Origin of the sequence: Amycolatopsis sp. NPDC089917, from assembly GCF_040684635.1 — a bacterium.
Lineage (GTDB): Bacteria > Actinomycetota > Actinomycetes > Mycobacteriales > Pseudonocardiaceae > Amycolatopsis.
This window is the reverse complement of the sequence record NZ_JBFBGL010000058.1, coordinates 17210-39424: the sequence shown is the minus strand read 5'-3', so window position 1 is coordinate 39424 and position 22215 is coordinate 17210. Positions and strand designations below refer to the sequence as shown.

General features: G+C 67.7%; 26 protein-coding genes. 12 read left to right on the top strand and 14 right to left on the bottom strand.

Annotated elements, in window-relative coordinates:
* Position 1: 1 nt before the first annotated feature.
* Entirely contained in the window at positions 2-1339 is a 1338-nt protein-coding gene (locus AB0N89_RS32095; protein ID WP_364212317.1) for an MFS transporter, read from the top strand.
* On the opposite strand, the gene AB0N89_RS32090 is transcribed toward AB0N89_RS32095, so the two are convergent.
* On the bottom strand, positions 1309-2154 hold the full coding sequence (locus AB0N89_RS32090) for a methyltransferase domain-containing protein (RefSeq protein ID WP_364212314.1): 846 nt from the start codon (positions 2152-2154) through the stop codon (positions 1309-1311). The genes AB0N89_RS32095 and AB0N89_RS32090 overlap by 31 nt on opposite strands.
* A gap of 263 nt (positions 2155-2417) precedes the next feature.
* On the opposite strand from AB0N89_RS32090, the gene AB0N89_RS32085 reads away from it, so the two are divergent.
* Positions 2418-2888 carry a carboxymuconolactone decarboxylase family protein gene (locus AB0N89_RS32085; protein ID WP_364212311.1) on the top strand — a complete coding sequence of 157 codons (471 nt, stop codon included), beginning with the start codon at positions 2418-2420 and terminating at the stop codon, positions 2886-2888.
* A 55-nt stretch (positions 2889-2943) separates the two neighbouring features.
* On the opposite strand, the gene sigJ is transcribed toward AB0N89_RS32085, so the two are convergent.
* The 3 genes from sigJ to AB0N89_RS32070 all read right to left on the bottom strand — a co-directional run bounded on the left by sigJ (position 2944) and on the right by AB0N89_RS32070 (position 5062).
* On the bottom strand, positions 2944-3873 hold the full coding sequence (gene sigJ / locus AB0N89_RS32080; RefSeq protein ID WP_364212308.1) for an RNA polymerase sigma factor SigJ: 930 nt from the start codon (positions 3871-3873) through the stop codon (positions 2944-2946).
* Positions 3874-4265: 392 nt separating this feature from the next.
* A complete protein-coding gene (locus AB0N89_RS32075; RefSeq protein WP_364212305.1) occupies positions 4266-4517 on the bottom strand; it encodes a hypothetical protein in 252 nt (83 codons plus the stop codon).
* Positions 4517-5062: a heme-binding protein gene (locus AB0N89_RS32070; protein ID WP_364212302.1), complete on the bottom strand. Its 546-nt coding sequence runs from the start codon at positions 5060-5062 to the stop codon at positions 4517-4519. Before AB0N89_RS32070 ends, AB0N89_RS32075 begins: the two co-directional genes overlap by 1 nt.
* A 186-nt stretch (positions 5063-5248) precedes the next feature.
* Here AB0N89_RS32070 and AB0N89_RS32065 point away from each other — a divergent pair, with 186 nt between their 5' ends.
* Together AB0N89_RS32065 and AB0N89_RS32060 are read left to right on the top strand one after the other, a co-directional pair.
* Positions 5249-6418: a sensor histidine kinase gene (locus tag AB0N89_RS32065; protein WP_364212299.1), complete on the top strand. Its 1170-nt coding sequence runs from the start codon at positions 5249-5251 to the stop codon at positions 6416-6418.
* Positions 6415-7041, top strand: a complete 627-nt coding sequence (locus AB0N89_RS32060) for a response regulator transcription factor (RefSeq protein WP_364212296.1) — start codon at positions 6415-6417, stop codon at positions 7039-7041. Before AB0N89_RS32065 ends, AB0N89_RS32060 begins: the two co-directional genes overlap by 4 nt.
* 12 nt (positions 7042-7053) lie before the next feature.
* Here the strand turns inward: AB0N89_RS32060 and AB0N89_RS32055 are convergent, their stop codons facing one another.
* The 5 genes from AB0N89_RS32055 to AB0N89_RS32035 form a co-directional block, all read right to left on the bottom strand.
* Entirely contained in the window at positions 7054-7887 is an 834-nt protein-coding gene (locus AB0N89_RS32055) for an SAM-dependent methyltransferase (protein WP_364212293.1), read from the bottom strand.
* A gap of 26 nt (positions 7888-7913) precedes the next feature.
* The gene (locus AB0N89_RS32050; protein ID WP_364212290.1) at positions 7914-8162 is read right to left on the bottom strand and encodes a hypothetical protein; all 249 of its coding nucleotides are present in this window, start codon (positions 8160-8162) and stop codon (positions 7914-7916) included.
* Positions 8159-8323: a hypothetical protein gene (locus tag AB0N89_RS32045; protein ID WP_364212287.1), complete on the bottom strand. Its 165-nt coding sequence runs from the start codon at positions 8321-8323 to the stop codon at positions 8159-8161. The genes AB0N89_RS32050 and AB0N89_RS32045 overlap by 4 nt, the downstream gene beginning before the upstream one ends.
* Positions 8324-8842: 519 nt before the next feature.
* On the bottom strand, positions 8843-9463 hold the full coding sequence (locus AB0N89_RS32040; RefSeq protein ID WP_364212284.1) for a hypothetical protein: 621 nt from the start codon (positions 9461-9463) through the stop codon (positions 8843-8845).
* Positions 9464-10214: 751 nt separating this feature from the next.
* Positions 10215-11267 (bottom strand): aldo/keto reductase, encoded by a 1053-nt coding sequence (locus tag AB0N89_RS32035; protein WP_364212281.1) that lies wholly within the window; start codon positions 11265-11267, stop codon positions 10215-10217.
* A gap of 117 nt (positions 11268-11384) precedes the next feature.
* Between AB0N89_RS32035 and AB0N89_RS32030 the strand changes: the two genes are divergently transcribed.
* Positions 11385-12224: a helix-turn-helix transcriptional regulator gene (locus tag AB0N89_RS32030; RefSeq protein WP_364212278.1), complete on the top strand. Its 840-nt coding sequence runs from the start codon at positions 11385-11387 to the stop codon at positions 12222-12224.
* Positions 12225-12350: 126 nt separating this feature from the next.
* On the opposite strand, the gene AB0N89_RS32025 is transcribed toward AB0N89_RS32030, so the two are convergent.
* Positions 12351-13001: a MarR family transcriptional regulator gene (locus AB0N89_RS32025; protein ID WP_364212275.1), complete on the bottom strand. Its 651-nt coding sequence runs from the start codon at positions 12999-13001 to the stop codon at positions 12351-12353.
* Between the two features lie 45 nt (positions 13002-13046).
* On the opposite strand from AB0N89_RS32025, the gene AB0N89_RS32020 reads away from it, so the two are divergent.
* From AB0N89_RS32020 to AB0N89_RS32005, 4 genes are all read left to right on the top strand, one after another.
* Positions 13047-14432 carry a hypothetical protein gene (locus AB0N89_RS32020; protein WP_364212272.1) on the top strand — a complete coding sequence of 462 codons (1386 nt, stop codon included), beginning with the start codon at positions 13047-13049 and terminating at the stop codon, positions 14430-14432.
* Between the two features lie 318 nt (positions 14433-14750).
* The gene (locus tag AB0N89_RS32015; protein ID WP_364212269.1) at positions 14751-15119 is read left to right on the top strand and encodes a roadblock/LC7 domain-containing protein; all 369 of its coding nucleotides are present in this window, start codon (positions 14751-14753) and stop codon (positions 15117-15119) included.
* A gap of 31 nt (positions 15120-15150) precedes the next feature.
* The gene (locus tag AB0N89_RS32010) at positions 15151-15522 is read left to right on the top strand and encodes a hypothetical protein (protein WP_364212266.1); all 372 of its coding nucleotides are present in this window, start codon (positions 15151-15153) and stop codon (positions 15520-15522) included.
* Between the two features lie 49 nt (positions 15523-15571).
* A complete protein-coding gene (locus AB0N89_RS32005; RefSeq protein WP_364212263.1) occupies positions 15572-16321 on the top strand; it encodes a hypothetical protein in 750 nt (249 codons plus the stop codon).
* An 11-nt stretch (positions 16322-16332) separates the two neighbouring features.
* Here the strand turns inward: AB0N89_RS32005 and AB0N89_RS32000 are convergent, their stop codons facing one another.
* The 3 genes from AB0N89_RS32000 to AB0N89_RS31990 all read right to left on the bottom strand — a co-directional run bounded on the left by AB0N89_RS32000 (position 16333) and on the right by AB0N89_RS31990 (position 18305).
* Entirely contained in the window at positions 16333-17274 is a 942-nt protein-coding gene (locus tag AB0N89_RS32000) for a site-2 protease family protein (protein WP_364212373.1), read from the bottom strand.
* Positions 17275-17301: 27 nt separating this feature from the next.
* A complete protein-coding gene (locus tag AB0N89_RS31995; RefSeq protein ID WP_364212260.1) occupies positions 17302-17448 on the bottom strand; it encodes a hypothetical protein in 147 nt (48 codons plus the stop codon).
* Between the two features lie 128 nt (positions 17449-17576).
* Complete coding sequence (locus AB0N89_RS31990) at positions 17577-18305, bottom strand: TetR/AcrR family transcriptional regulator (protein WP_364212257.1); 729 nt, start codon at positions 18303-18305, stop codon at positions 17577-17579.
* A gap of 88 nt (positions 18306-18393) precedes the next feature.
* On the opposite strand from AB0N89_RS31990, the gene AB0N89_RS31985 reads away from it, so the two are divergent.
* Positions 18394-19566 carry an FAD-dependent monooxygenase gene (locus AB0N89_RS31985; protein WP_364212254.1) on the top strand — a complete coding sequence of 391 codons (1173 nt, stop codon included), beginning with the start codon at positions 18394-18396 and terminating at the stop codon, positions 19564-19566.
* Here the strand turns inward: AB0N89_RS31985 and AB0N89_RS31980 are convergent.
* Positions 19539-20663 (bottom strand): S1 family peptidase, encoded by a 1125-nt coding sequence (locus tag AB0N89_RS31980; protein ID WP_364212251.1) that lies wholly within the window; start codon positions 20661-20663, stop codon positions 19539-19541. The genes AB0N89_RS31985 and AB0N89_RS31980 overlap by 28 nt on opposite strands.
* A gap of 178 nt (positions 20664-20841) precedes the next feature.
* On the opposite strand from AB0N89_RS31980, the gene AB0N89_RS31975 reads away from it, so the two are divergent.
* Both AB0N89_RS31975 and AB0N89_RS31970 read left to right on the top strand, forming a co-directional pair.
* Positions 20842-21195, top strand: coding sequence for a DUF3253 domain-containing protein (locus tag AB0N89_RS31975; protein WP_364212248.1), 354 nt, complete (start codon positions 20842-20844; stop codon positions 21193-21195).
* Between the two features lie 222 nt (positions 21196-21417).
* Positions 21418-22035: a DUF6801 domain-containing protein gene (locus tag AB0N89_RS31970; protein WP_364212245.1), complete on the top strand. Its 618-nt coding sequence runs from the start codon at positions 21418-21420 to the stop codon at positions 22033-22035.
* Positions 22036-22215 lie beyond the last annotated feature (180 nt).

Below are 22215 nucleotides of genomic sequence, written 5' to 3'. Positions count from 1 at the left end.
GATGACGACGTCCGTCCACTCGGGACTCGCGCCACGCCCGTCCCGGTATCGCGTGCTCATCGCGGTGATGCTGTTCATCACCGTCGTCATCAACTACCTGGACCGTTCGAACCTGTCGATCGCGATGCCCGCGATCGCCGGCGAACTCGATCTGTCCAAAGCGGAACAGGGGCTGCTCCTGTCGGCCTTCGGCTGGACCTACGCCGCGTTGCAGCTGCCCGGCGGCTGGCTGGTCGACAAGATCCCGCCGCGGCTGCTCTATCCGGCCTGCCTGATCCTGTGGTCGCTCGCGACGCTCTTCATGGGCGTGATCGGCGGATTCGTGGCGCTGATCGCGTTGCGGCTGATGGTCGGCGTCTTCGAAGCACCCGCCTATCCGATCAACAGCAAGATCGCGACCGTCTGGTTCCCGGAACGCGAACGCGCCACCGCGATCGGTTTCTACACCTCGGGCCAGTTCATCGGTCTCGCGCTGCTGACGCCCGTGCTTTCCTGGTTGCAGGCGATGCTTTCGTGGCATTGGGTGTTCATCGCCACCGGTCTGGTCGGCATCCTCTGGGCGGCGCTCTGGTACGCGAAGTACCGCGAGCCGCGCGACTCGCGCGCCAACGAGGCCGAGGTGAAGCTGATCCGCTCCGGCGGCGGCCTGGTGGATCTGGCGCGAGAGCGCCCGGAGCGGGCGCGGATCACCAAGGCGGACCTGGCGACCGTGCTGGGCAGCCGGAAGCTGTGGGGGATCTACTTCGGGCAGTTCTGCCTGACCTCGACGCTCTGGTTCTTCCTCACCTGGTTCCCGACATACCTCGTCGAGTACCGCGAAATGGACTACATCAAGTCCGGCTTCCTGGCGTCGCTGCCGTTCATCGCGGCGCTGGTGGGTGTGCTGGCTTCCGGTGTCCTGTCGGACTTCCTGGTCCGGCGCGGGGTTTCGCTCGGCGCGGCCCGCAAGGGCCCGATCATCGCCGGTCTGTTGCTGAGCACCGTGATGGTCGGGGCCGGGTTCACCGACTCGACCGCGGTGGTCATCGTGATCCTGTCGGTGGCGTTCTTCGGGAACGGTCTCGCGTCGATCACCTGGTCGCTGGTGTCCGCGCTGGCGCCGCGGCGGCTGCTCGGGCTGACCGGCGGGATGTTCAACTTCATCGGGAACCTGTCGTCGATCGCCACCCCGATCGTCATCGGCCTGATCGTCACCGACGACAGCTTCGCCCCCGGGTTCGCCTACATGACCGTGATCACGGTCGCCGGGATCCTTTCCTACGTCTTCCTCGTCGGCAAGGTCGAACGCGTCACCGAACGACCCCCTGGTCATTCCTTGGAAAGGAAGAAATACGCGTAGCGTTCGTCGAGTTCGTTCCGCGGCACCAGCCGGACCGCACGCGGGACGAACCCGCAGCGCTCGGCGAGTTCCCAGAAGTCGTGGATCGGATAGGTCGTCATGTTCGCCAGACCGCGCCGGTACGAACGCCGCCGGGGTTTGGTGCGCCATTCGCCGGTCTCGTACTTGATCTGGATCAGGGCGAGGCCGCCGGGCGCGAGGAGATCGTGGGCTATCCGCAGCAGCCGTTCGCCGTATTCCGGCGAGGGGATCAGTTCGAAGACGTAGAACGACAGGAACACGTCGCAGACGCCGTCGATGTCGCCGAGCGCGGATTCCGGGTTGGCGACCTCGACGGCGACCGGCCGGAATACCGTGTCGCAGACGCCCGCGATCTGCCGGTCGCACTCGTCGAGCGAGTCGCGGGATATGTCGACTCCGATGAATTCCTTGGCACGTGGTGCGAAATGCACCGCGTTGGCGCCCCCGCCGCAGCCCCACTCGACCACCCTGTCGGCGGACCGGGAGAACCCCGCCATCCGTGCCCCGTCCTCGAACAGGGCGAGATGGTCCGCGCCGATCCGGTCCCAGAGGTCGGTCTCCCGGAAGCCGGGGGCGTTCCGCCAGTGCGAGTTGGCGGCCCACCGTGAGCCACTCGGACGCCGCCAGTAATCCTGCGCGTCGGCGGCGATCGTCGAGTCGGGTTGCCGGAGGCCCGCGGTCACCAAGGCACGTTGCAGGAGGTCTTCCGCGATGACGGCGAGGCGTTTGCCGTGGTCGACGACGACTTCCCGGGGGTTCTTGCTCGTGCCGGTGGAGCCGGGTCCTTCTGGCATGGGAAAGCCTTTCGCTGAAGGGACGAGGCGCGGATACCGGACCTGCGATCCGCGTGGTTCGGTGGTTCGGCACGCTTCTCTGACCCGGTCCGGGTCGAAATCCCGTGCCACACAACCATCTTACGGGTCGGCGGGAGCAGGCGGTTCCGCGAAGGCTTGCCCTGGAAGGCTTTCTGTTGGGCAGTAACCACGGGACGGGCTCACATTTCGCGGAACCGCTTCGTCGGTAGGGCAGAAACACCTACAACGACAAGGAGATCGCGATGGACGCGAGGCTCGACTACTTCGGCAACCCGGTCGGCGGAAAGTTCATGAGAGGCATCATCTCCGCCGGGAGGACGCTGCTCGACTCGTCGCTGCCGGTCCAGATCCAGGAACTGGTGCGGATGCGCGCGAGTCAGATCAACGGATGCGCGGTGTGCCTGGACATGCATGCCAAGGAGGCCGCGGCCGCGGGCGAATCGGCCGTGCGGATCAACCTGGTCGCGGCGTGGCGGGAGGCGACGGTCTTCACCGAGGCCGAACGTGCCGCGCTGGAGCTGACCGAGCAGGCCTGCCGCATGGCCGACGGCGGCGAGGTCACCGACGAGGCGTGGGCGAACGCCGCCCGGCATTTCGACGAGGACCAGCTCGCCGCGCTGGTGGCGGTGATCTCACTGATCAACGCCTTCAACCGGGTCAACGCCATCGTCCGGAACCCGGCGGGCGACTACCGGGCCGGGCAGTTCGCCTGACCCCGTCCGAAGGGCCGGGCTCCGCGTCGCCCGACGCGGAGCCCGGCTCGACGGGTCAAGCGTCCGTCCACGGCCGGAGTTTCTCCGGGTTCCGCACACCCCAGATGTGCCGGATGCGGTCTTCGGCGACGTCGAACGCGAACACCGCGACGGTCAGCCCGGCTCGCGCGAGCACGAGGCCGGGCCGGCCGTTGACGGTCCGCTCCAGCAACTCGTGGCCGGACGTCTTGTGCGCCACCTCCAGAAGGTAGGACGCGACCTGTTCGCGGCCTTCGAACGGATGGAGCGCGGCGCTGACGAGGCCTCCGCCGTCGCCGACCGCCTTGACGTCGGGATCGAGGAGACCGATGAGCGCTCCGATGTCCTTGGCCTCCCAGGCTTTCTTGAATTCCTTGATCAGGTCCGCCTGCCGGGCGACCGGGGCGGGGGAGACCCGCGTCGCGCGGATGCGGCGGCGCGCGGAGGAGGCCAGCTGGCGGCAGGCGGCCGGGGAACGGCCGACGATCTCCGCCACCTCGGCGAAGGGGTAGCGGAAGACGTCGTGCAGGACGAACGCGACCCGCTCGGCCGGGGTCAGCGACTCGAGCACGACGAGGAACGCCATGTTGATCGACTCGTCGAGGGTGATCCGGTCGGCCGGATCGACGGCGGGCGGGCGGCCGGTCGTCCACGTGACCTGTCCCGGCAGCGGTTCGGGGAGCCATTCGCCGACGTAGCGTTCCCGCCTCGCGCGGGCCGAGCCCAGGAGGTCCAGGCAGATGCGGCCGGCGACCGTCGTCAGCCAGGCGCCGGGTGAGTCGATCGCCGCCCGCTGGGCGGGGGGCAGGGCGTACCAGCGGGTGTAGGTCTCCTGCACCACGTCCTCGGCCTCGGAAAGCGAGCCGACCAGGCGATACGCGAGCCCGATCAGCTGGCGACGCTCACTCATGATCGCCCGCAGGCCCGGGTCGAGAGGTTCGCGGGCCTGCTCGGATGGGTCGTTCATGGGATTGCCGCCTCCGGGTCGCGTGCGTCGTCCCCGGTACGACGAGAGAACGCCGCCGGATGTGAGGTCATCTCATCAGGCTTGAGGAAACCTTGAGAAAGGGCAGAGGGAGGCCAGAGGTGGCCGCCGCACTCTTGTCCCATCGCACCGCATCGGGCGGAGCCGATACGACAAGGACCTCGACATGGCGAACCACTCGACCTCCACCGGCCGCCGCCGCTCCGCCTGGCGCCCGCTCGCGCTCGCCGCCGTCGTCGGCGCTGTCGCGGTGGCGATGGGCGCGGGGGTGTGGGCCACGCTGTCCGCGACCGCGACGGCCACCCCGGAGACGATCTCGAGCGGCACGCTGAAGCTGACCATGGCGGCCAACGGAACCGGCTTCGACCAGGCCATCACCAACCTCGCGCCCGGTCGCGATCGTCGCGGGTCTCCAGGTCGGCGCCGGCGTCGACGGCCTGCCGGACGAGGTTCGCGTCGGCTGAGAAGAGGTGACTCACGGGGACTCCTTGGCGGGGCGGCTGGGACTCGGTGGGCGAGGACGTGGTGCTCGACGCCGCCGGGGGTGGAGCGCTCGGTGCCTGCGGGGCGCAGGCACCGAGCACGAGGGCGGCGAGCAGCGCCACGATCGCCCGTCCACCGATCATCAGCGAAGTTCCCCGATGGCGCGCAGGCCCGCCGCGGCGAACTTCTCGTCGAGGTCGCCGCTGGGCGCGCCGCCGACGCCGATCCCGGCGATCGGGCCGCCGTTCACGGCCACCGGCACACCGCCGGCGAGGAAGAGCGTGCCGGGGATGTCGCGGACCGTCGGGCCGGTGCCCTGGGCGTTCTTGTTCAGCGCGGACGTCGGCTGTCCGAAGGAGACCGCGGTGAAGGCCTTGCGCTTGGCCGACTCCTCGGTCTGCGGTCCGGCGCCGTCACCCTTGAGCAGGGCGCGCACGTCACCCGACCGGTCCAGCACGGCCACGGTGACCCGCTGCCCTTCCTTCTCCGCGGCGTCCAGCGCGGCCTGCGCGGCGCGGGTGGCGGCGTCGACGCCGAGCACGCTGGTCTGCACGACGGCCGGCGAGGCGGGCGGCTGCGGCTTGCGGTCCTGCGCCTGCGCCGCGCCGAGCCCGGTGGCGAGCGCGACGGTCGCGAGACCGGCCGTCATACCCAGGACGAGGCGGGTACGGGGGAGCTTGGCGTTCATCGGATTTCCTTTGCCGTGGAGGGGTGTTTCGTTCTCCTTCGACTCTCCCGCCCGGCGGGGCCCGGCGAATCGGGAGAGCGGACGTGGATCGGACGCCGTGCGATCGGTGCGGGCATCAACCGAACGATTGATGCGGGAGGACCCTCCCACCCGCATACGATCATCGGCGACGAAGGGAGGACCGAGATGAAGCCGCGCATCGTGCCGGTCACGCGGTTGAACGCCGCCATGCACGCCGGGTTCTTCCTGTTGCTGGCCGCGTCGGTGGCCAGGTTCGTCGCGGCACACGGGCTGGCCGGCGCCACCCCGGTGATCCTCGTGCTCACCGGCGCGCTCGCGCTGGTCTACGTGGCGGGGGTGCTGAGCTGGGCGGTGCTCGGGCGGTGGCGTCCGGTGTGGCTGGCCGCGGTGATCGCGGTCTGGCTGGCCCTGGTGGTGGCCGCGCCGAGTTTCGCCTGGTGTGCCGTTCCGCTGTTCTTCGTCTGCCTGCAGGTGCTGCGCCCGCGGATCGTGATCGTGGTGGTCGTCCTGCTGACCGTCGCGACGATCCTCGCGCAGCTGAGGATCGCCACCGAGTTCGATCCGAGCGTCGTGCTCGCGCCGATCGCGGTCGCGTTGATGGCCACGATGACGTTCCTGCAACTCGCGCGGGACCGGAAAGAGCTCGTGACCGCCGTCAGCGCACTGTTGGACGCCAGGGTCGATCTCGCGCAGAGCCAGCGGCTGGCCGGGATGGTGCAGGAACGGGAGCGGCTGGCGCGGGAGATCCACGACGCGCTCGCACAGGGGCTCTCGAGCATGCGGATGCTGCTGCAGGCCGCGCAGCGTTCATGGGACACGGATCCGGAGCTGGCCAAGGGGTACGTGTCCCGCGCCGCCGAAGCGGCGGGGGACAACCTCGCCGAAGCGCGCCGGTTCGTCAAAGGCCTCGGATCGCCCCGCCTCGATGTCATGGACCTCGGCGAAAGCCTGAGGGGGCTCGCCGACCAGTTCACGTTCGCCGCCACGCAACCGGTGCGCTTCGAGAGCAGCGGCGATCCATATCCCCTGCCGCCCGAGGTGGAGGCAGGTCTGCTCCGGGTCGCGCAGGGCGCGCTGGCGAACGTCAGCGAGCACTCCCGGGCGACCAAGGCCGCCGTCACACTGACCTATCTGGCCGAAAAGGTCGTCCTCGACATCCGCGACGACGGTGTCGGCTTCGACCCGGCTTCGAATCGTGTCGGCGGCTTGCGGGGGAACGGGCTGCGGATGATCAGGGAGCGGCTCGCCGAACTCGGTGGTGAGATGGTGATCGAGAGCGCGCCGGGAAAGGGCACCGCGCTCGCCGTCGCCGTGCCCACCAAGGGGGTGCGATGACCGTCAGGGTGCTGATCGTCGACGATCATCCGGTGGTGCGGGCGGGAATCGCCGCACTGCTCGCCGGGGAACCCGACTTCGAGGTGATCGGTGAATGCGCCGGCGCCCACGAAGCCGTGCTGTTCGCCGAGGCCCGGAAACCGGATGTCGTGCTGATGGACCTCCAGCTCGGTGACGGCCCCGACGGCGTGAACGCCACCGAGCGGCTGACCGCCCTGCCGGACGCCCCGAAGGTCCTGGTGCTCACCACCTATGACGCCGAACTGGACATCACCAGGGCGGTGGCGGCGGGCGCCACAGGTTACCTGCTCAAGGCGGGACCGCCCGAGGACCTCTTCCGCGGCATCCACGCGGCGGCGCGCGGTGAGACCGCGTTGGCGCCCCAGGTCGCGGCCCGGCTTTTCGGCCACATGCGGGCACCGGCACCCGCGCTGAGTCCACGTGAGACGGAGATCGTTCAGCTACTGGCGGAGGGCCTGACCAACCGGCAGATCGCCGCCCGCCTGTTCATTTCCGAAGCGACGGTGAAGACACATCTGGTCCACATCTACGACAAACTCGGCGTCGACAGCCGCGCCGGTGCGGTGGCCGTCGCCACGGGACGGAGGATCATCCGCACCTGACGGCTGTTCCGGTCAGGGCTTGCGGCCCACGGCGGCGACGATGCAGTTGCCCGCGGCCGGCATCGGCTCCGAACGGGGGCCGGTGGGCCACCACTGGTCGTTGACCACGATGCCCGGGTCCATGAGTTCGAGGCCGGCGAGCATCTCCTCGAGCTCGCCCCGGGTGCGGAAGAAGCCCCGGCTGATGCTCTGGTTCAGGATCGCCTGCACCCGGTGGGCGATGGGGCTGTGCTCGTTCTCCGGGTCGAAGAAATGCGAGAAGACCACATAGGACCCGGAAGGGATCGCTTCGATGTAGGCCTGCAGGACCTGCGCCGGAGGCATCCCTTCGGCCTCGCTGTGGTGGTGCAGCGTGGCCACGTGCATCAGGGCCAGCGGACGGCTGAAGTCGAGAGTGGTGGTGACGACGTCGTTCTTCAGGACCTCGTCCGGCTCGAAGATGTTGGCGCCGATGAGGCGTGTCCGGTCGTTCTCTTCGAGCAGCGCGCGGCCGTGCGCGAGCACCACGGGATCGTTGTCGACGTACACGACCTGCGCGTCGGAGTTGATCCGCTGCGCGACCTGGTGGGTGTTCTCGGCCGTGGGCAGACCGGAGCCGCAGTCGAGGAACTGGTCGATCCCCGCCTTGCCGGCGAGGAAACGGACCGCGCGGGTCAGGAAGGCGCGGTTGCTGACCGCGATGATGTTGACCTCGGGCACGGCCTGGTTCAGCTGCGCGAGCAGTTGCCTGTCGACCTCGTAGTTGTCCTTGCCGCCGAGGGCCGCGTCGTAGGCGCGCGCCACGCTGGGCACGGTCGTGTCGATCTTGTTCGAAGGAAGATCGGCGGTCCCACGGTCCTGGCCCACGGCATACCCCACAGGTGATCAGACGGTCACTCAACGTCGGAATGGATGCTACCAGCGAGTCGCTTCCGCTCCACGACGAGGATGCCGCGCCTACGGGGCCCGGTCACGAGCCGGACGTAATTCCAGCGTGCAGCGATCTGTTCGGCGACGTCGTCAGGTACGGGCGGGGCGGTGCTCACGGCCTGCTCGATCGCGGTCCATTCAGGATCGAGCAGGGTGAGTCCCTGCTCGGCGTAGAACGCCTCTGTCCACGCGCGATCCAGACCGGCGCTCATGCCGCGTCCCTGCGGGTGTAGGGGCTCACCAGGTCGACGTCAGTGAAGACGAACAGGGTGCCCCGCTCGACGCCGAGCGCGTCCTCCACGCGGGCGGCCGTGTCGACTCGGACAGTGTCGCGCCTGCCTTGTAAGAGCAGGTTGATCGCTGTGGCGCTCATCCCGATCCTCGACCGTCAGCTCGACGTGGAAGCCGTGCCGCTCGGTCCAGCCGCTCGACGTTGGCTCCCCGTCCTCTCGCATGAACTCGTCGGTCAGAAACACCCGCGTCCGCATCCACACAGGACAGGGCGCGAGACCTAACTCAGTAGACCGATCGTCTAGTCAGCGACACACGTTTGCCACCTAATCTTGAAAGACCAATTCCTCGGATCCTTTCACTCTGTCCGAGCCTATATCCAGGGAACCTCTGGACCGGAAAGAGTGTCCCGCTAACCCGCGTTCTAGCTCCTCTGTCACGCAAGAAAAGTCTTCGCTGGCGAGTAGAAAAGCGACTAGGGGACTTGTCCAGCTAGCGCCGCATCGATTACCGGTTCAACGGAGAACAAGGCCCGTGGAACACGGCGAGCACGATCACTCAAGCGCGCTTCAGGTCTGCGACCTGGTCAAACCCACGCCCTGGAGTTAATCGAGTTCGACAATTCTCGCTCGAAGTACAGGGAAATAACACCAGGGAATCCTTATGGCAACAATCCCTTGAGGGCAACTGACAATCCGACTCCTTTGGCATGACGGATTCGCCTCCCTGGTTCCCGGTTTCCCCAGAACTTAGTTCCGTTCCCGGAGAGGCTGTGATCGTATCGTTTGTCAGCGAAGTCGAGGCGAAGAATGTCTTTCTCGGCCATCAGTTTTGCCGTGCACTCTTTCTCGAATCGCGTCATGCCATTATCCCAGCGGGTGAACTCTTCCCAATCCCAAATCATTAACAGGCTTCCATCGTTCTGAAGCGCCCAGTAATTCTGTTCACCAAACTCGACGAACTTGCCTCGATCATGGGACTCGATTCGATGAGTCGTGTGATGAAGAATCCAATGGGGGCCGATTACGGTTTCGTTGACTTGGATTGATTTCGTAACCTTAACTAGCTCGGTTCGAAGTCCAAGAAATCCACAACGACGCGTTTCAGTAGATGGAATCGATTTGGACACTTGGCGAACAATCTTCGGACTCGGGGGCGACTTGCTCTCAGCTGAAACGCGGTTGGCGTATCGGCGCAGTCGCTCCAAGTCTAAGATCGACTTATCGTAGGAGTCTACGGCATCACCGCCGCCGGTTCGCTGACGATCACGAGGTTTGACCACGGCGACAAGCTACCCTCCGGGCCGGGCTTTTCCAAGGAGTTGCAGTGTAGTAACAACTTTGTTATCCCGGCGAGTCTTGCGGCTAGTTCGGCATCTGTGGCAACTGCCCGTTTTCGTACGCACGACCTGTAACGCTAGTCGGCAGCCGTGCGACTGGATGAACGAACAAGCATCACATGCTTGCAATTTCTGTCTAGGAACCTAGTTTGCAGCGGGTTAGGAGTGGGTGGAAAGTGTCGGACTACATTCAGAACGCGGCTTCTGCCATCGTAAAGAAGGTGGAAGATGTCAACTCCACGCCGACCAACAGTCAGCAGAATCGTGTTTTGAAAGAGGAGGCACGGGCTCAGCTGGATGCCGAGCTTCGTCGAAAGAGTGAGCCAAGCAACGACTAACAGTGGGGACTCGGGAATAGTTGGGAAGACTGCATTGTGGTTTCGCAATCTCAGGTCGTCGATCCCGCGCCGCGAAGCCGACTTTCGCCCACTCTGGCGAGTAAAGCAGTTTTCGCCGATGATCAAGAAGGCGGAGGTAGCCGGTCTTGTCCGGCTACCTCCGCCTTCTTGATCATCAAACGAGCGAGCTTGAAGATCACCTGGAACAGTGGGTGCAATCAGCCATGCTCACTGCACCCACTTTATGTCCTCGACCTGGCCAAGCCCGCCTTCCTAGGCCATATGGGTGCTTGTGTGTCCTGATCCTGGGTTCGTTAGAACGTCACTTGCCACTCACGACCCACGTGCCCCGACGCTCAGCGGCGCGCTTCGATCGTCATGTCGCCCCGTGTCATCGCGAGCGTCGAGTCGCGGGCGAGTACCTCGTGCGGGAAGCCGAGTTGGATGGCGCTCGCCTCGTCGAGACGGGCCAGCTGCGAGGCGGTGAAGTCGACGTCCAGCGCGCCCAGGTTGTCCTCCAGCTGAGCGGGCGTCCGGGCCCCGATGATCGGCGCCGTCACGCCGGGGTTCCGCAGGGTCCACGCCAGCCCGACCTGGGCGGGGGTGCGGCCGATTTCCGCGGCGACCTCCTTCACTACGTCCACGATGGCGAAGTTCCGTTCGGTGAGCGTGCCCAAGGCGAGGTTGTGGTTCCTTCGGGTGCCGTCCTCGGCGGGCGCCAGGTCGTCGCGGCCGTACTTCCCGGTGAGCACGCCGCCCGCCAGCGGTGACCACGGGATGACGCCCAAGCCCATTTCGCGGGCCATCGGGATCAAGTCGCGTTCACCGGTGCGCTCGATGAGGTTGTACTCGATCTGCAACGCGACCAGCGGTGACCAGCCGCGCAGATCGGCGATCGCCTGCATCCGCGACACCTCCCAGGCCGGGGTGTTGGAGATCGCGATGTACAGGAGCTTGCCCTGCCGGACCAGATCGTCCATCCCGCGCAGGATCTCCTCGGCGGGCGTCGTGAAATCCCACAGGTGCAGGTAGAACAGGTCGATGTAGTCCGTGTTCAGCCGCCGCAGGCTGGCTTCCACCGACGCGAACAGGTTCTTGCGGTGGCCGCCGCCCGAATTCGGGTCGCCGGGCCGGCGCAGTGTCGTGTACTTCGTCGCCAGCACGAGGCTTTCGCGGTTTTCCCGGGTGAATTCGCCCAGCAGCCGCTCGGAGCTGCCGTTCGTGTAGGTGCCGGCGGTGTCGATGAAGTTGCCGCCTCGCTCGACGTAGGTGTCGAACAGCTTGCGTGCCTCGTCCTGCTCGGCGCCCCAGCCCCATTCGGTGCCGAAGGTCGCCGCGCCCAGCGCCAGCGGGGACACCCGCAGCCCGGACCGGCCCAGCAGCCGGTAGGTGTCGAGGGTGAGCGACATCGTGTCCTCCTGTGCTCGTGATCCGTTGTCGAAGACGAGTCTGCGACCGTCGTGAGCAGGGGATAAGGGAGGAAAGATCCTGGGAACACCAATCCCACCCAGGCTGTTGGACCGATCATGACGACCCGCACCGTGGACACGACCCAGGAGCTGGCCGCGTTCCTGAGGACCCGGCGAGAGCGCCTGGACCCGGACGATTTCGGCCTGCCGTCGCGCCGCCGGTCCCGGCGGACACCCGGGCTGCGCCGGGAGGAGGTCGCCGAACTGGCCGGGATCAGCATCGACTACATCGTGCGGCTGGAACAGGCCCGCGGGCTGCGGCCCTCGGCGGACGTGGTCGAGGCGCTGGCGGGGGCCCTGCGCCTGGCTCCCGACGAACGCGCCTACCTCTACGATCTGGCGAGGCAGCGTCCCCGCGACGCCGACAAGCTCGCGACCACCGCGGCGCCTTCGCTGGCCCGGCTGGTCGCCGATCTGTCGCCGTTGCCCGTCATGCTGATGAACCACCGCTACGACATCCTGGCCTGGAACGACGAAATGGCGAGGTTGCTGGTGGATTTCGACACCTTGCGGCCGCCGCAGCGCAATTCGATGTGGTTATGCCTCAAACATCCGGAGATCCGCGATTTCTCTGTGGACCGTGAACGCGTGATGCGGGAAGCGATCGCTCATCTGCGCGCCGCGTGGGCCGCGCATCCGGATGATCGGGCCTTGATCGAGCTCATCGCCGATTTCACCGCGGACGAAGAATTCGCGCGCCTGTGGGCCGAACGTGACGTCAAGGTCAAGGGCAGGGGGAGCAAAGTGATCCGGCATCCCGAAGCGGGCCTGCTCGAACTGCATTTCGAAGTGCTCACACCACTTCAGGATCAAGATCAGCTCTTGGTGATCTACCGCGCGATGGACGAGGAAAGCCAGGCGTCGCTGGACGGCCTGTTCGCCCGCCGGATGTCATAAAGCGGTCACGACCTGAAACGAAATATGTCTCGTGGCCGTCGCCACGCGTAACCATCCTCCGGACGCCGGCGACTAAGGCAGGAACGGCGTGCCGGAGGGTGGTGAAAGCGCGATTCTCGACATCGGTCAGGAACGTCCGCCGCGATTCCCGGAACGTGGCTGTTCGTTCTCGCGTTCCGCGAGCTGCGTGGCGACGGCTTCGCCCCGGGGAGTGGCGTACCAGCCCTTCGAGCGGCCGAGCCGCGTCTTGACGACCAGGCCGCGCTCCATCAGCGTTTTTCCGCTGCGGCTGATCTGCGCCTCGTGCGCGCCGAGCCGGGAACAGACGTCGGAACTGGTGATGTGCGGCTCGTCGTGGACCAGCACGAGCATCTTGGCCGCCCACGACTTCGGGTCCAGGTCATCGGCGAGCGCCGCCTGCTCCGCCCGGTCGAGTGAAGATCGTGCCACCTCGGCCAGCGCCGTCACGACGGCTTCGAGACGTGTCGTCGCGCCGCCCGGCTGCAACCGCATCCCCGCGGCCTGGAAGGCCCGCAGCGCGGAACGCAGTGCCGGGATGTCCGCGAGCAGGGTGGCGTCGACCAGCCATCTGCCGACCGCCGCCGCCCAGCGGTCGACCGCCGCGTGGTCGCCGAGCACCTTCCCTTCGCCGGTCTCTTCTTTCAGCTTCGCCGCCCATGCGTCGAAGCCCCGGGAAAGCCCCTCCGCGTCCTCTGCCGTGATGTCCGGCGCGGGCGCTACGCCCGCCGATGTCGTGTCCGCTGCGGCTGTCGCCATCGAGGGCATGGGCTCCCCACCTCCAAAATCAAGGAAGTGTTAAGTATGGATCCTGCCGACGCGTTCGTCAACCTGTACGACGGGCTCAGGAACGTCCCCGGGGACAAGCTCACCGACTGGTCCGAGGACGAGAGAGTGCGGGACGTCGAGAAAGCCGTCCGGGACGAGGTGCGGGCGACCGGGTTCCTCGCCGAGGAGTGGACCTCCGGCTTCCCGTTCGGCCAGAAGGACTTCGGCGTCCTGCTCGGTCTGGATCTCGCGCTTCTCGACGCCAACGCCGACACGTGCCATCTGGGCGCCAGGGCGCTCGACTACCTCCAGGTGCGGCTCGAGATGAACGGCAGGCTCAACGACGAGACGGGGGGCACTCTCGTGCCTCGCCGCACTTTCCCGCTCCGGCCGAACACCGACCGGGAAAGTCTCGACGACTTCGTGCACCTGCTGCGCATTCCGCCGCACGTCAGCGTCAATCTGCAGCTTTCGCGGGTCGCCGCCGTCCGTGACCTGCCGCGCTCGCCCCTCAAGATCGCGCAACTGCCCTTTCTGGCCGAGCCGGACGATCTGCGCTGGGAACCGGATCATCCCGATGGCGGGTTCTACACCGTCGCGCCCGACAGCGCGCGCCTCGGCGGCCGGATCGCGAAAGCGCTCGACGTTCTCGACAAGAGCGGCGCGGTGCTGGCCGTCCTGCCCGAGGGCTGCCTGGACGACAGCATTCTCGAACGATGGCGCGAGCAGCTCAGGGCCACGCCCCGGCCCGAGGAAAGCTCGCTCACGTGGCTTCTTCTGGGGACCGGCCCGGTGTTCGGCGCCGGGCCCGCGCCGGGCAGCAACCGGCCGCCGAACCGCGCCGTTCTCGTCCATCGCAACGGCTGGGTCGAGCCGATGCTCACCCAGGACAAGATGTCGGGTTTCTGCTTCACGGTGGAGAAGCAGAAGGAGTACGAGATCGAACTCGGCGGGGTCAAACGCGACGAGCGCATCTCCCACGATTCCCTGATAACCGTGCTCGAGTCCGGCGCCGGGCGATTCGCGGTCCAGGTGTGTGAGGATTTCACCCGCCCGGAGCGCCAAAATCATCTCATCGCGATGGGGGTCACCCACATTCTCGTGCCGGTTCTCGCGGCTCCCATGTGGAAGAAGGGATGGCAGGCGGAAGCGGGGCAGAGATTGACCGTACATCTCGGCGCGAAAGCGGCGGTGAGCAACGGCCTGGCGATCACGCGTTTCTACCGGGAGGAGAAAGACGGGGAGAAAGGTCTTCGCGGGATCGAATACCCGGCGACCACTTTGCTGACCGCCGGCGGCCCTTCGAGCAGGCCCGACGAGTATCTGACGACCGACATCATGGTCAAGGAGTACCAGAACCCGGAAGCCAAGCGGCAGAACGCACTCGACGACGCCCTGACGCCACGAGTGGCCGATTGGTAAGGCATTTTCGCTGGTCTTCCGAGATCGTCGGGAATTCGCGAACCGTCCCGGCTTCGGGTGGCGTCGCGACGAAGACGGTGGTCGATCTGACGACCTGGTGCGTACACGGAAAGTGTTTGGGCCGATCGCGTGATACCTCCGCCGGGTCCCGGATACGCATAGGTGATGACTGGCGTCGGTGGTACGTTCCTTCGCGTTCGAGAAATCTCATCGAGTGATCCTTGCCCGGTATCGGCTTCACTGAATCGAGTTCACGCGGAGTGGCGCCGTTCATCGCGGAATCTCTGATGGGCCCTCTGAAACAGGAAGTATTGAGTAGTGGATTTCGATGCGCTGATCGCCGAACTGCGGACCCTGCGGGACAACGTCGCCGGAGTGACCGACACGGTGATAGCCGCGGTCGACGGAATACCGATCGTCGCCGACGCGGCGAGGAGTATCGACCCCGCGGAGGTCTCCGCGCTCGCCGCGGCGAATCTCGGGATCGCGCGTCAGGCCGCCGAGGTGACCGGCAAGGGCACGCTCAGGCAGACAGTGGTGTTCAGCAGTGACGGCTACATGGCCGTGTACGCCATCGATCGGATGGCACTCATGGTCATCATGGGCGACCGGCAGTTGAATGTCGGCCGCCTTCTTTTCGAATGCCGCCCGGTCATCGACCGGATCAGCTCGATCCTGGCCAGTTGAAAATCGATCGAAACAAAGAAAGTGGAATTTGATGAACATCGAAAACGCCATGAAGGAGTCCATGTCGATCGCCGGGGCCGTCGGCGTCGCACTGGTCGACTACGAGAGCGGGATGTCGCTCGGCACCAGCGGGGGCGGTGACTGGCTCAACCTGGAGGTCGCGGCGGCGGGCAACACCGACGTCGTCAGGTCGAAGCTCCGGGTCATGTCTGCGCTCGCGCTCAACGACAGCATCGAGGACATCCTCATCACCCTGCACCGTCAGTACCACCTGATCCGCCTGCTGGATTCCGTGAGTGCCAGGAGTTCGCTGTTTCTGTACCTGGTGCTGGACCGGGACCAGGCGAATCTCGCGCTGGCGCGCCATTATCTCAAGCGCATCGAGACGGAGTTGCAGATCTGAAGACAGGCGTGGGTGCGGCGGCGACCACCCGGATCGGAGGGAGCCGGCGATGACCGGAGGAGCGTCCAGCTATAGCGCACTCGTTGTCGGCTCGGCGCTCATGTGCGGTCTCGGATCGCTGTTCCCGGCCGGGTTGAAGCTCACCGGCGATCGCCTCGAATTCGTGTTCGTCCTCCCGGACGGCCGGAACGGCCGGCACGCGACGGGACCCGAACCGTCGGACCACCCGTTCGTCGCGGTGAAGGAGCGGCTCCGGCTCGGCGCCGAGAACTCGGTGCCGCTGCCGCGGTTCTTCCTGGACACCGACGGCCGATGGACCCGGCTCCACGTCGAGCTCACCGGCACCGCGGTCCGGGCGGTGATCGTCCTGCCGGAGGAACTCACCGCGCAGTCGCTGAACGCGCCGTTCCTCGGCTGGTGGCAGGACCAGGTGCCCGGCGCGGTGCGCCTGGCGGTGGACGAGATCGCCCGGATCCTCGCGCGGTGCGGCCACCGCGCCGGCGGCCCGGATCCGCTGATCGACCTGGAGCTGAGTTACGTGCCGGACCGGAACTTCGACGCCGTCTTCGCCCGCGCCCACGAACCGGTCAGGCCGTTCATCGCGCCGGTGCGCCCCGCGTTCAAGATGCGCTGGCACGCGGTGACCCCGGCGCAGCGCAAAGCGTTCACCGACGATCTGATCGACGTCACCACAACGGGGTGGTGGCCTCGTCGCAGGCCGACCGCGACGATCATGGGGCTGGAGGTGGAACTGCCGCCCGGGCTCTTGCTGAGGTCCCGCGCGGACCCGGCGCGGTGAAATGACCGGGCTCACCGCGGATCCCGGGGCGAATGCGGGGCCGAAGCCCGCGGGCGGTGGCCCAGCGTGGCGAGTTCGAGGGCCCTGGCCAGGTCGCCGGCGCCCACCACCCCGGCGAGCGCGCCTGCCTCGGTGACCAGGACGAGATCACGGCCGTGGCGAAGGAAGACGCGCTTCGTCAACTCGGTCACCTCGGCGTCGGCACCGACCACGGTGACCGTTTGGTCCTTGCGCGCCACGTCCTCGATCCTGGTCGCGCGGCGGGCGTCGGCCGGAACCCGGATCAGATCCCCGAAACCGACGATGCCGACGGGAACGCCGTCGAACGACAGCACGGGGAACACCCGGTCGTGACCGGCGCCCGCCGCGTGTTCGGCGAAGGCGTCCACCGTCCACCAGCCGGGCGCGATCGTCGGTGACGGGTCCATGATCTCGCCCACCCGGACGCCGCCGAGCCGTTCGCGCAGCGGACCCGCGGCGAATTCGGCCTGCGCGGCGAAGAGCAGGAAACCAGCCGAGCAGGACGAGCCACAGACCGGTGAACCGACCGAGCAGAAGCAGTTGCGCGAGTCCCGCGATGCCCAGGGCCGCGCCGAGGACCAGACCGCCGCGCGCAGGATCCGGCCGCCGTCCAGCGGTGCGCCGGGCAGCAGGTTGACCAGCGCCAGCAGGAGATTGCCGACGCCGAGCCACGCCAAACCGCCCGCTGGCAAGGGATGCACGACGTCCGCCACGAAGACGGCGGTCCCGAGTCCGGCCAGGCCGAGCAGCGCGCTGGCGATCGGGCCCGCCATCGCGATCTGGAAGTCGGCCCTCGGGGTGGCGGGTTCCTCCTCGAGTTCGGCGGTCCCGCCGAGCATCCACAGCGTGATCCGCTTGACCCCGACATCGTGGCGCCGCGCGACGGCGGCGTGTGCCAACTCGTGAAGCAGCAGCGAGGCGAGGAAACCCAGGGCGGTGACCGCGCCGGTGACCCAGTATCAGCCGGGGCTCGCGCCGGGCGCGGCCCGGGGGAGTGAGGCCGAGGCCAGCAGATCGGTGATCAGGAAGAGCACGACGAGGACCGACCAGTGGGCCCGTACGGCGATTCCGGCCCACCGGCCGAGGGGGAGGGCGGTGCGGAACATCGGATCCCCTTTCCCCGGGCGCCGCTGACCGGTGTTTCGCGGGAATGAACCGGTTCCACGGTTCTCGGGGAGGGAACGGGCGACTAGGGCCGAACAGCCTCGATCGGAGGGCCGTTCGCAGGAGCGGCCTAGGGCCGGGTGAGGTTGTCCATGATCAGGCCGAGGGTGAAGTCGAACCGGTCCTGACCGCTGCCCGACGTCAGTTCCGCGGCATGACGGCGGGTGTTCGGGAACGCGTCGGCGGGCAGCGCGGCGAACCGGCGCAGCAGGTCCTCGCGGCTGACGACCCATTCCTGGTCCGGGTCGTCCTGTCGTTGCCGGACCAGCGACCGCTCCAGGGCGTAGGCGCTGACGTAGAGCGACAAGGCGTCGAGGGCCCACGCCGCTGTCCGCGGTTCGACGCCACCGGCGAGCATGATCGCCAGCAGGCCTTCGCGTACCTGCAAGGTGACGAGGTTGGTCGGGACCGTGCCCAGCACGGCGCGGGAGATACCGGGATAGCTCAGGTACTGGTCGCGGATCTGGGCGTAGACGTCCCGGATCTGCTCCCGCCACCGGGCCGGATCCGGTTCGGGGAGCACGATCCCGGAATACAGCCTGCCGACGAGCAGGTCGTCGATGTCGTCCTTGTTGACGATGTGCGCGTACAGCGACGACGGCCCCGCGCCCAGCACCGCGGCGACCCGGCGGATGGTCAGGGCGTCGTAGCCCTCGGTGGCGACGACCTGCAAGGCGGCGTCGGTGATGCGGTCGACCGTGATGGGCTTCTTGCGTGCCGTAGACGTCGCCGGGTCCTCGCCGGGCTGGGCGTGACGGGCTGCTCGGCGTTGCCGTGGATCGGAGGGCATGCCGATCACTCTAGCTTGACACGAACTTAGTTCGCCGAGTAGAACTTAGTTCGTGAGCGACGAACTAAGTTCGTTCACGACGTCCAGGAGGTGTGTGATGCGGATTTCAGTGGCCGGAGCGGGTCTGGGAGGTCTCGCCTTGGCGCAGGGGCTGCGCGGGGCCGGGATCGAGGCCGACGTCTACGAACGGGATCCCGCGATCACCGCCCGGTTCCAGGGCTACCGGCTCGTGCTGAACCAGGTGGGCTTCGACGCGGTGCGCGGTTGCCTGCCGCCACGCTGGCATCCGCTGCTGGACGCGATCGTCGGCGACGCCTACGGCGAGCGGCTGGTCCTGGACCCGCTGCTGAACACGATCGGCGAGCTCGGCCCTGGCAGGACCGGGACCGTGGTCGACCGGCACGTGCTCCGGCATCTGCTGCTGTCCGGGCTCACCGTGCACACCGGGGCCGCGCTGACCGGGTACGACGTTCTCGCCGACGGCAAGGTCGGCGCCCGGTTCGGGCACGGCGACCCGGTCGTCACCGACCTGCTCGTCGGGGCGGACGGGGCCGGCTCCGCCGTTCGCGCGACGCTGTCGCCGCGGACCACTCCGACCGACACGGGTGTCCGGTTCGTCATCGGCCGCACCACGCTGACAGAGCGTTTCGCCGGACTGTCGAAGGCGTTCGGCTCGAAGATCGCCGGGAACGGTGTGAGCCTGCTGCTCGGGGCGATGCGTTTCCGCACCCCGCCGAAGGAGGCCGCCGAGCGCTTGGCGCCCGAGGCGACCCTTCCCGACGTCCGTGACTACGTGCGCTGGGCGATGATCCTGCCGCCGGACGGTTCGCTCGGCGCGTCTACCCCACAGGAAGCCGCTCTGTCCAGAATGGACGGTTGGCATCCGGAACTGCGGGAGCTCGTCGAACAGTCCGATCCGGACAACAGCACGCTCCTGTCCATCCGGGTGGTCGAGCCCCGCGAGCGCTGGGCACCCGGCCCGGTCACGTTGCTCGGCGACGCGATCCACGCCACCTCCCCGACCGGCGGCAACGGGGCGAACACCGCCCTGCGCGACGCGGATCTGTTGCGCCGCAGCCTGATCGAGGCCGACGAGGGGCGCCGGAGTCTTCTCGACGCCGTCGGCGACTACGAGCGGCAGATGTTCGCGTACGGCGCCGAGGCCGTGCGCCACAGTCTCGACGCTTTGCCCGCCTACGTCCCGTCGGGCTCCGGGCCGCAGAGCCCGACGGGCGTTCCGGGTCAGGCTGTGACGAGCGACAAGCCGTAGCGCTGCAGGATCTCGTTGACCGGCTGGAACCAGGTCTCACCGCCGGAACCGCAGTTCCCCCAGCCGCCGGAGGTGACCCCCTGGGCCTGGTCGCCGGTGATGAAGGAACCGCCGGAGTCGCCGGGTTCCGCGCAGACGTTGGTGCGGGTCATCTGGTGTACCGCGCCCTGCGAGTAGTTGATCGTCTCGTTGTGTCCCAGCACGGTGCCGCAGTGCCAGTGCGTCGTCGAACCGGATCGGCACACCGAGGTGCCGACGGGCGCGACCCAGGAGCCCCGGACCAGCGCGTCGCTCACCGTGCCCCAGCCGAGGACGACCGGCGCGGTCCACCACCCGTTGCCGATCCGGATGAACGAGTAGTCGTTGTCGGGGAAGGAAGAACCGGCGAAGCTGCCCATGGCCGAGCCGTCCCAGCCGACGACCGAGCTGCCCGTGCCGCCGCAGTGCCCGGCGCTGACGAATCCACCCTGGACCGAGAATCCGATCGAGCAGCGGGTGTTCCCGTTGATGTAGTACGGGTCGCCGCCGACGGTGCCCGCCGCGAACGGCTGGGCCTTCGGCGCGGTGACCACGGTGACCGGACCGGATTTCCTTGCCCGGGCGAGGAAGTCGTCGACGTCGGCACCGTGCGCGCCGGGCCGCAACGCCACGACGACGCTGCCGCTGCGCGGGTCCGCGCGCCAGCCGCTGACGGCGGCGGGAGCGGGCCGGCTCTCGGCCGACATGTCGATTTCGGCCTTGGCGGCGTCGAGTTTGGCGGCGCTGATCGCGACCGTGGTGGGTTCGGCGCCCGCCTGCCGGACGGCGGTCGCCGCGGCGGGATCCGTGACCCCGACGACGAGCTTGCCGCGTGCCGCGTCGAACCAGGCGCCGCCGAACGCCGCGCCTGCCGCCTGCTGGGCGGCCGGCATCACGCGCGAAGCGGTCATTTCCTGGGTGAGACGGGTCGAGGCCTGCGCGGCGGTGAGCCCCAGATCCCGCTGCATGGCGGCGATGAGTCCGGGGGAAGCCTGGGCGATCGGGGCGAGGGCGGCGGAAGCGAGGCTCGCGGTCAGGACGGCGGCGCCGCCGAGTGCCAGGGCGATTCTTCGACGCATGGTGACTCCTCCAAGGCCGGGGGAAAGAAACACACTGCCCGCCGAGTGTGCGGCCGAGGTGCGGAAATGGCGAGAATTGTCCGGTCTTCTGTCCGAAATTAACAAGAGTAAACGACTTCGAACGGACCGGGTCGGATCGGCATCGAGCGAGGCGACGTGATCGGTGCGATCGTGGGGGATGGCCGGACGGTCGGCACCGCGCCGGGAACTGGAACGGATCCGGGACGGAAACGGTCCCGGGGCCGATCATGCCCGGGTCGCCTTGACCGCTGAGGCGCCGCCGGAACGACTACGGTCCGCCATCCTCGCGCTGGCGGCCGCACGCGGCGAGGACAGCAGCACCTGCCCTTCCGACGCGGCCAGAGCCGTGGCCGACGAGTGGCGTCCCTTGCTGCCGATCGCCCGGGAAGCGGCCCGTGCGCTCGCCCGCGCCGGGGAAGTGCGGCTCACCCAAGGAGATCGGCCACTGGATCCGGACGGTGCCTGGCGGGGTCCGATCAGGATCCGTCACTCCCGGAGTCCCGATGGCTGAGGTGGGAGCAGGGATCGGGCCAGCCGCGCGGAGAGTCCGGTTAGGACCATGACGGAGCTGGCAATAGTCCGGCGGGGAAATCGTCGCCCGATGACAAGAACAAGCGGGGTCCGGTCGCCTGAATCGATCCGAGCACGATGGTGTGTTGTTGACAGGATCGTTGCGCCGTAACGTTTTTTCGGCCTTCGCCGTTCCATTCCGCATTCTCGACCGGAGGAATCCATGACGCGCTTTTCGTCCCTGAGACCCCTTGCCCGGATCGCCGCCGCTCTCGTCTTCGCCGGCGCCATGGTCGCCTGGCCCGCCAGTGCCACCGCCGCCCCGCTGCCCGGGCCGGTGACCAAGAACCTCACCTTCACCTGCGAAATGCCGCTCATCGGCGCGCGCCAGGTCGCCGCCACGGTGACGGCGACCTTCCCCGAGGCGGTGACCGCCGGCTCGCCGATCGACGTCACCGGCTTCTCGGTCGCGGTCTCCCTCGACGGCGACATCGTCTCCGCGCTGAACCTGATCGGCGCGGCGACGATCGACGGCACCGCGTCCGCGACCGTCGGCGTCGACTACAACGGCACCGAACTCGGCGTCACGCTCAACGGACTGGGCTTCCCGGTCACCGCCGTGCCGCAGGACGGTCCGCTGGGGATCGTCATCACCGGACCGATCCCCGGGCTCACCGTGAAGAAGCCCGGGTCGATCGTGTTCACCGTGGGCGGCGGCTTCACCGGGAAGGTCACGCCGAAGCGGGCCGACGGGACGCCGACGGACCTCGGCACCTTCGACCTGCCGTGCGGCATGGACCCCGGCCAGGATGCCTCGCTCGCGACCGTCACCGTGAACTGACCCTCCGGGCCTCTCGCTCGTCAAGTACATGAAGGCCCCCTTCCTAGCGCCAGGCGCAAGGAAGGGGGCCTTCATGTACTGCAAGCGACAAGGGCGGTGGTGGCCGTTCGGTCGGGGTGGTCGGGGGTGGGGGGGGTTGTGGGGTGGTTACAACAGCACCCCACAACGCACCCCCGCCCC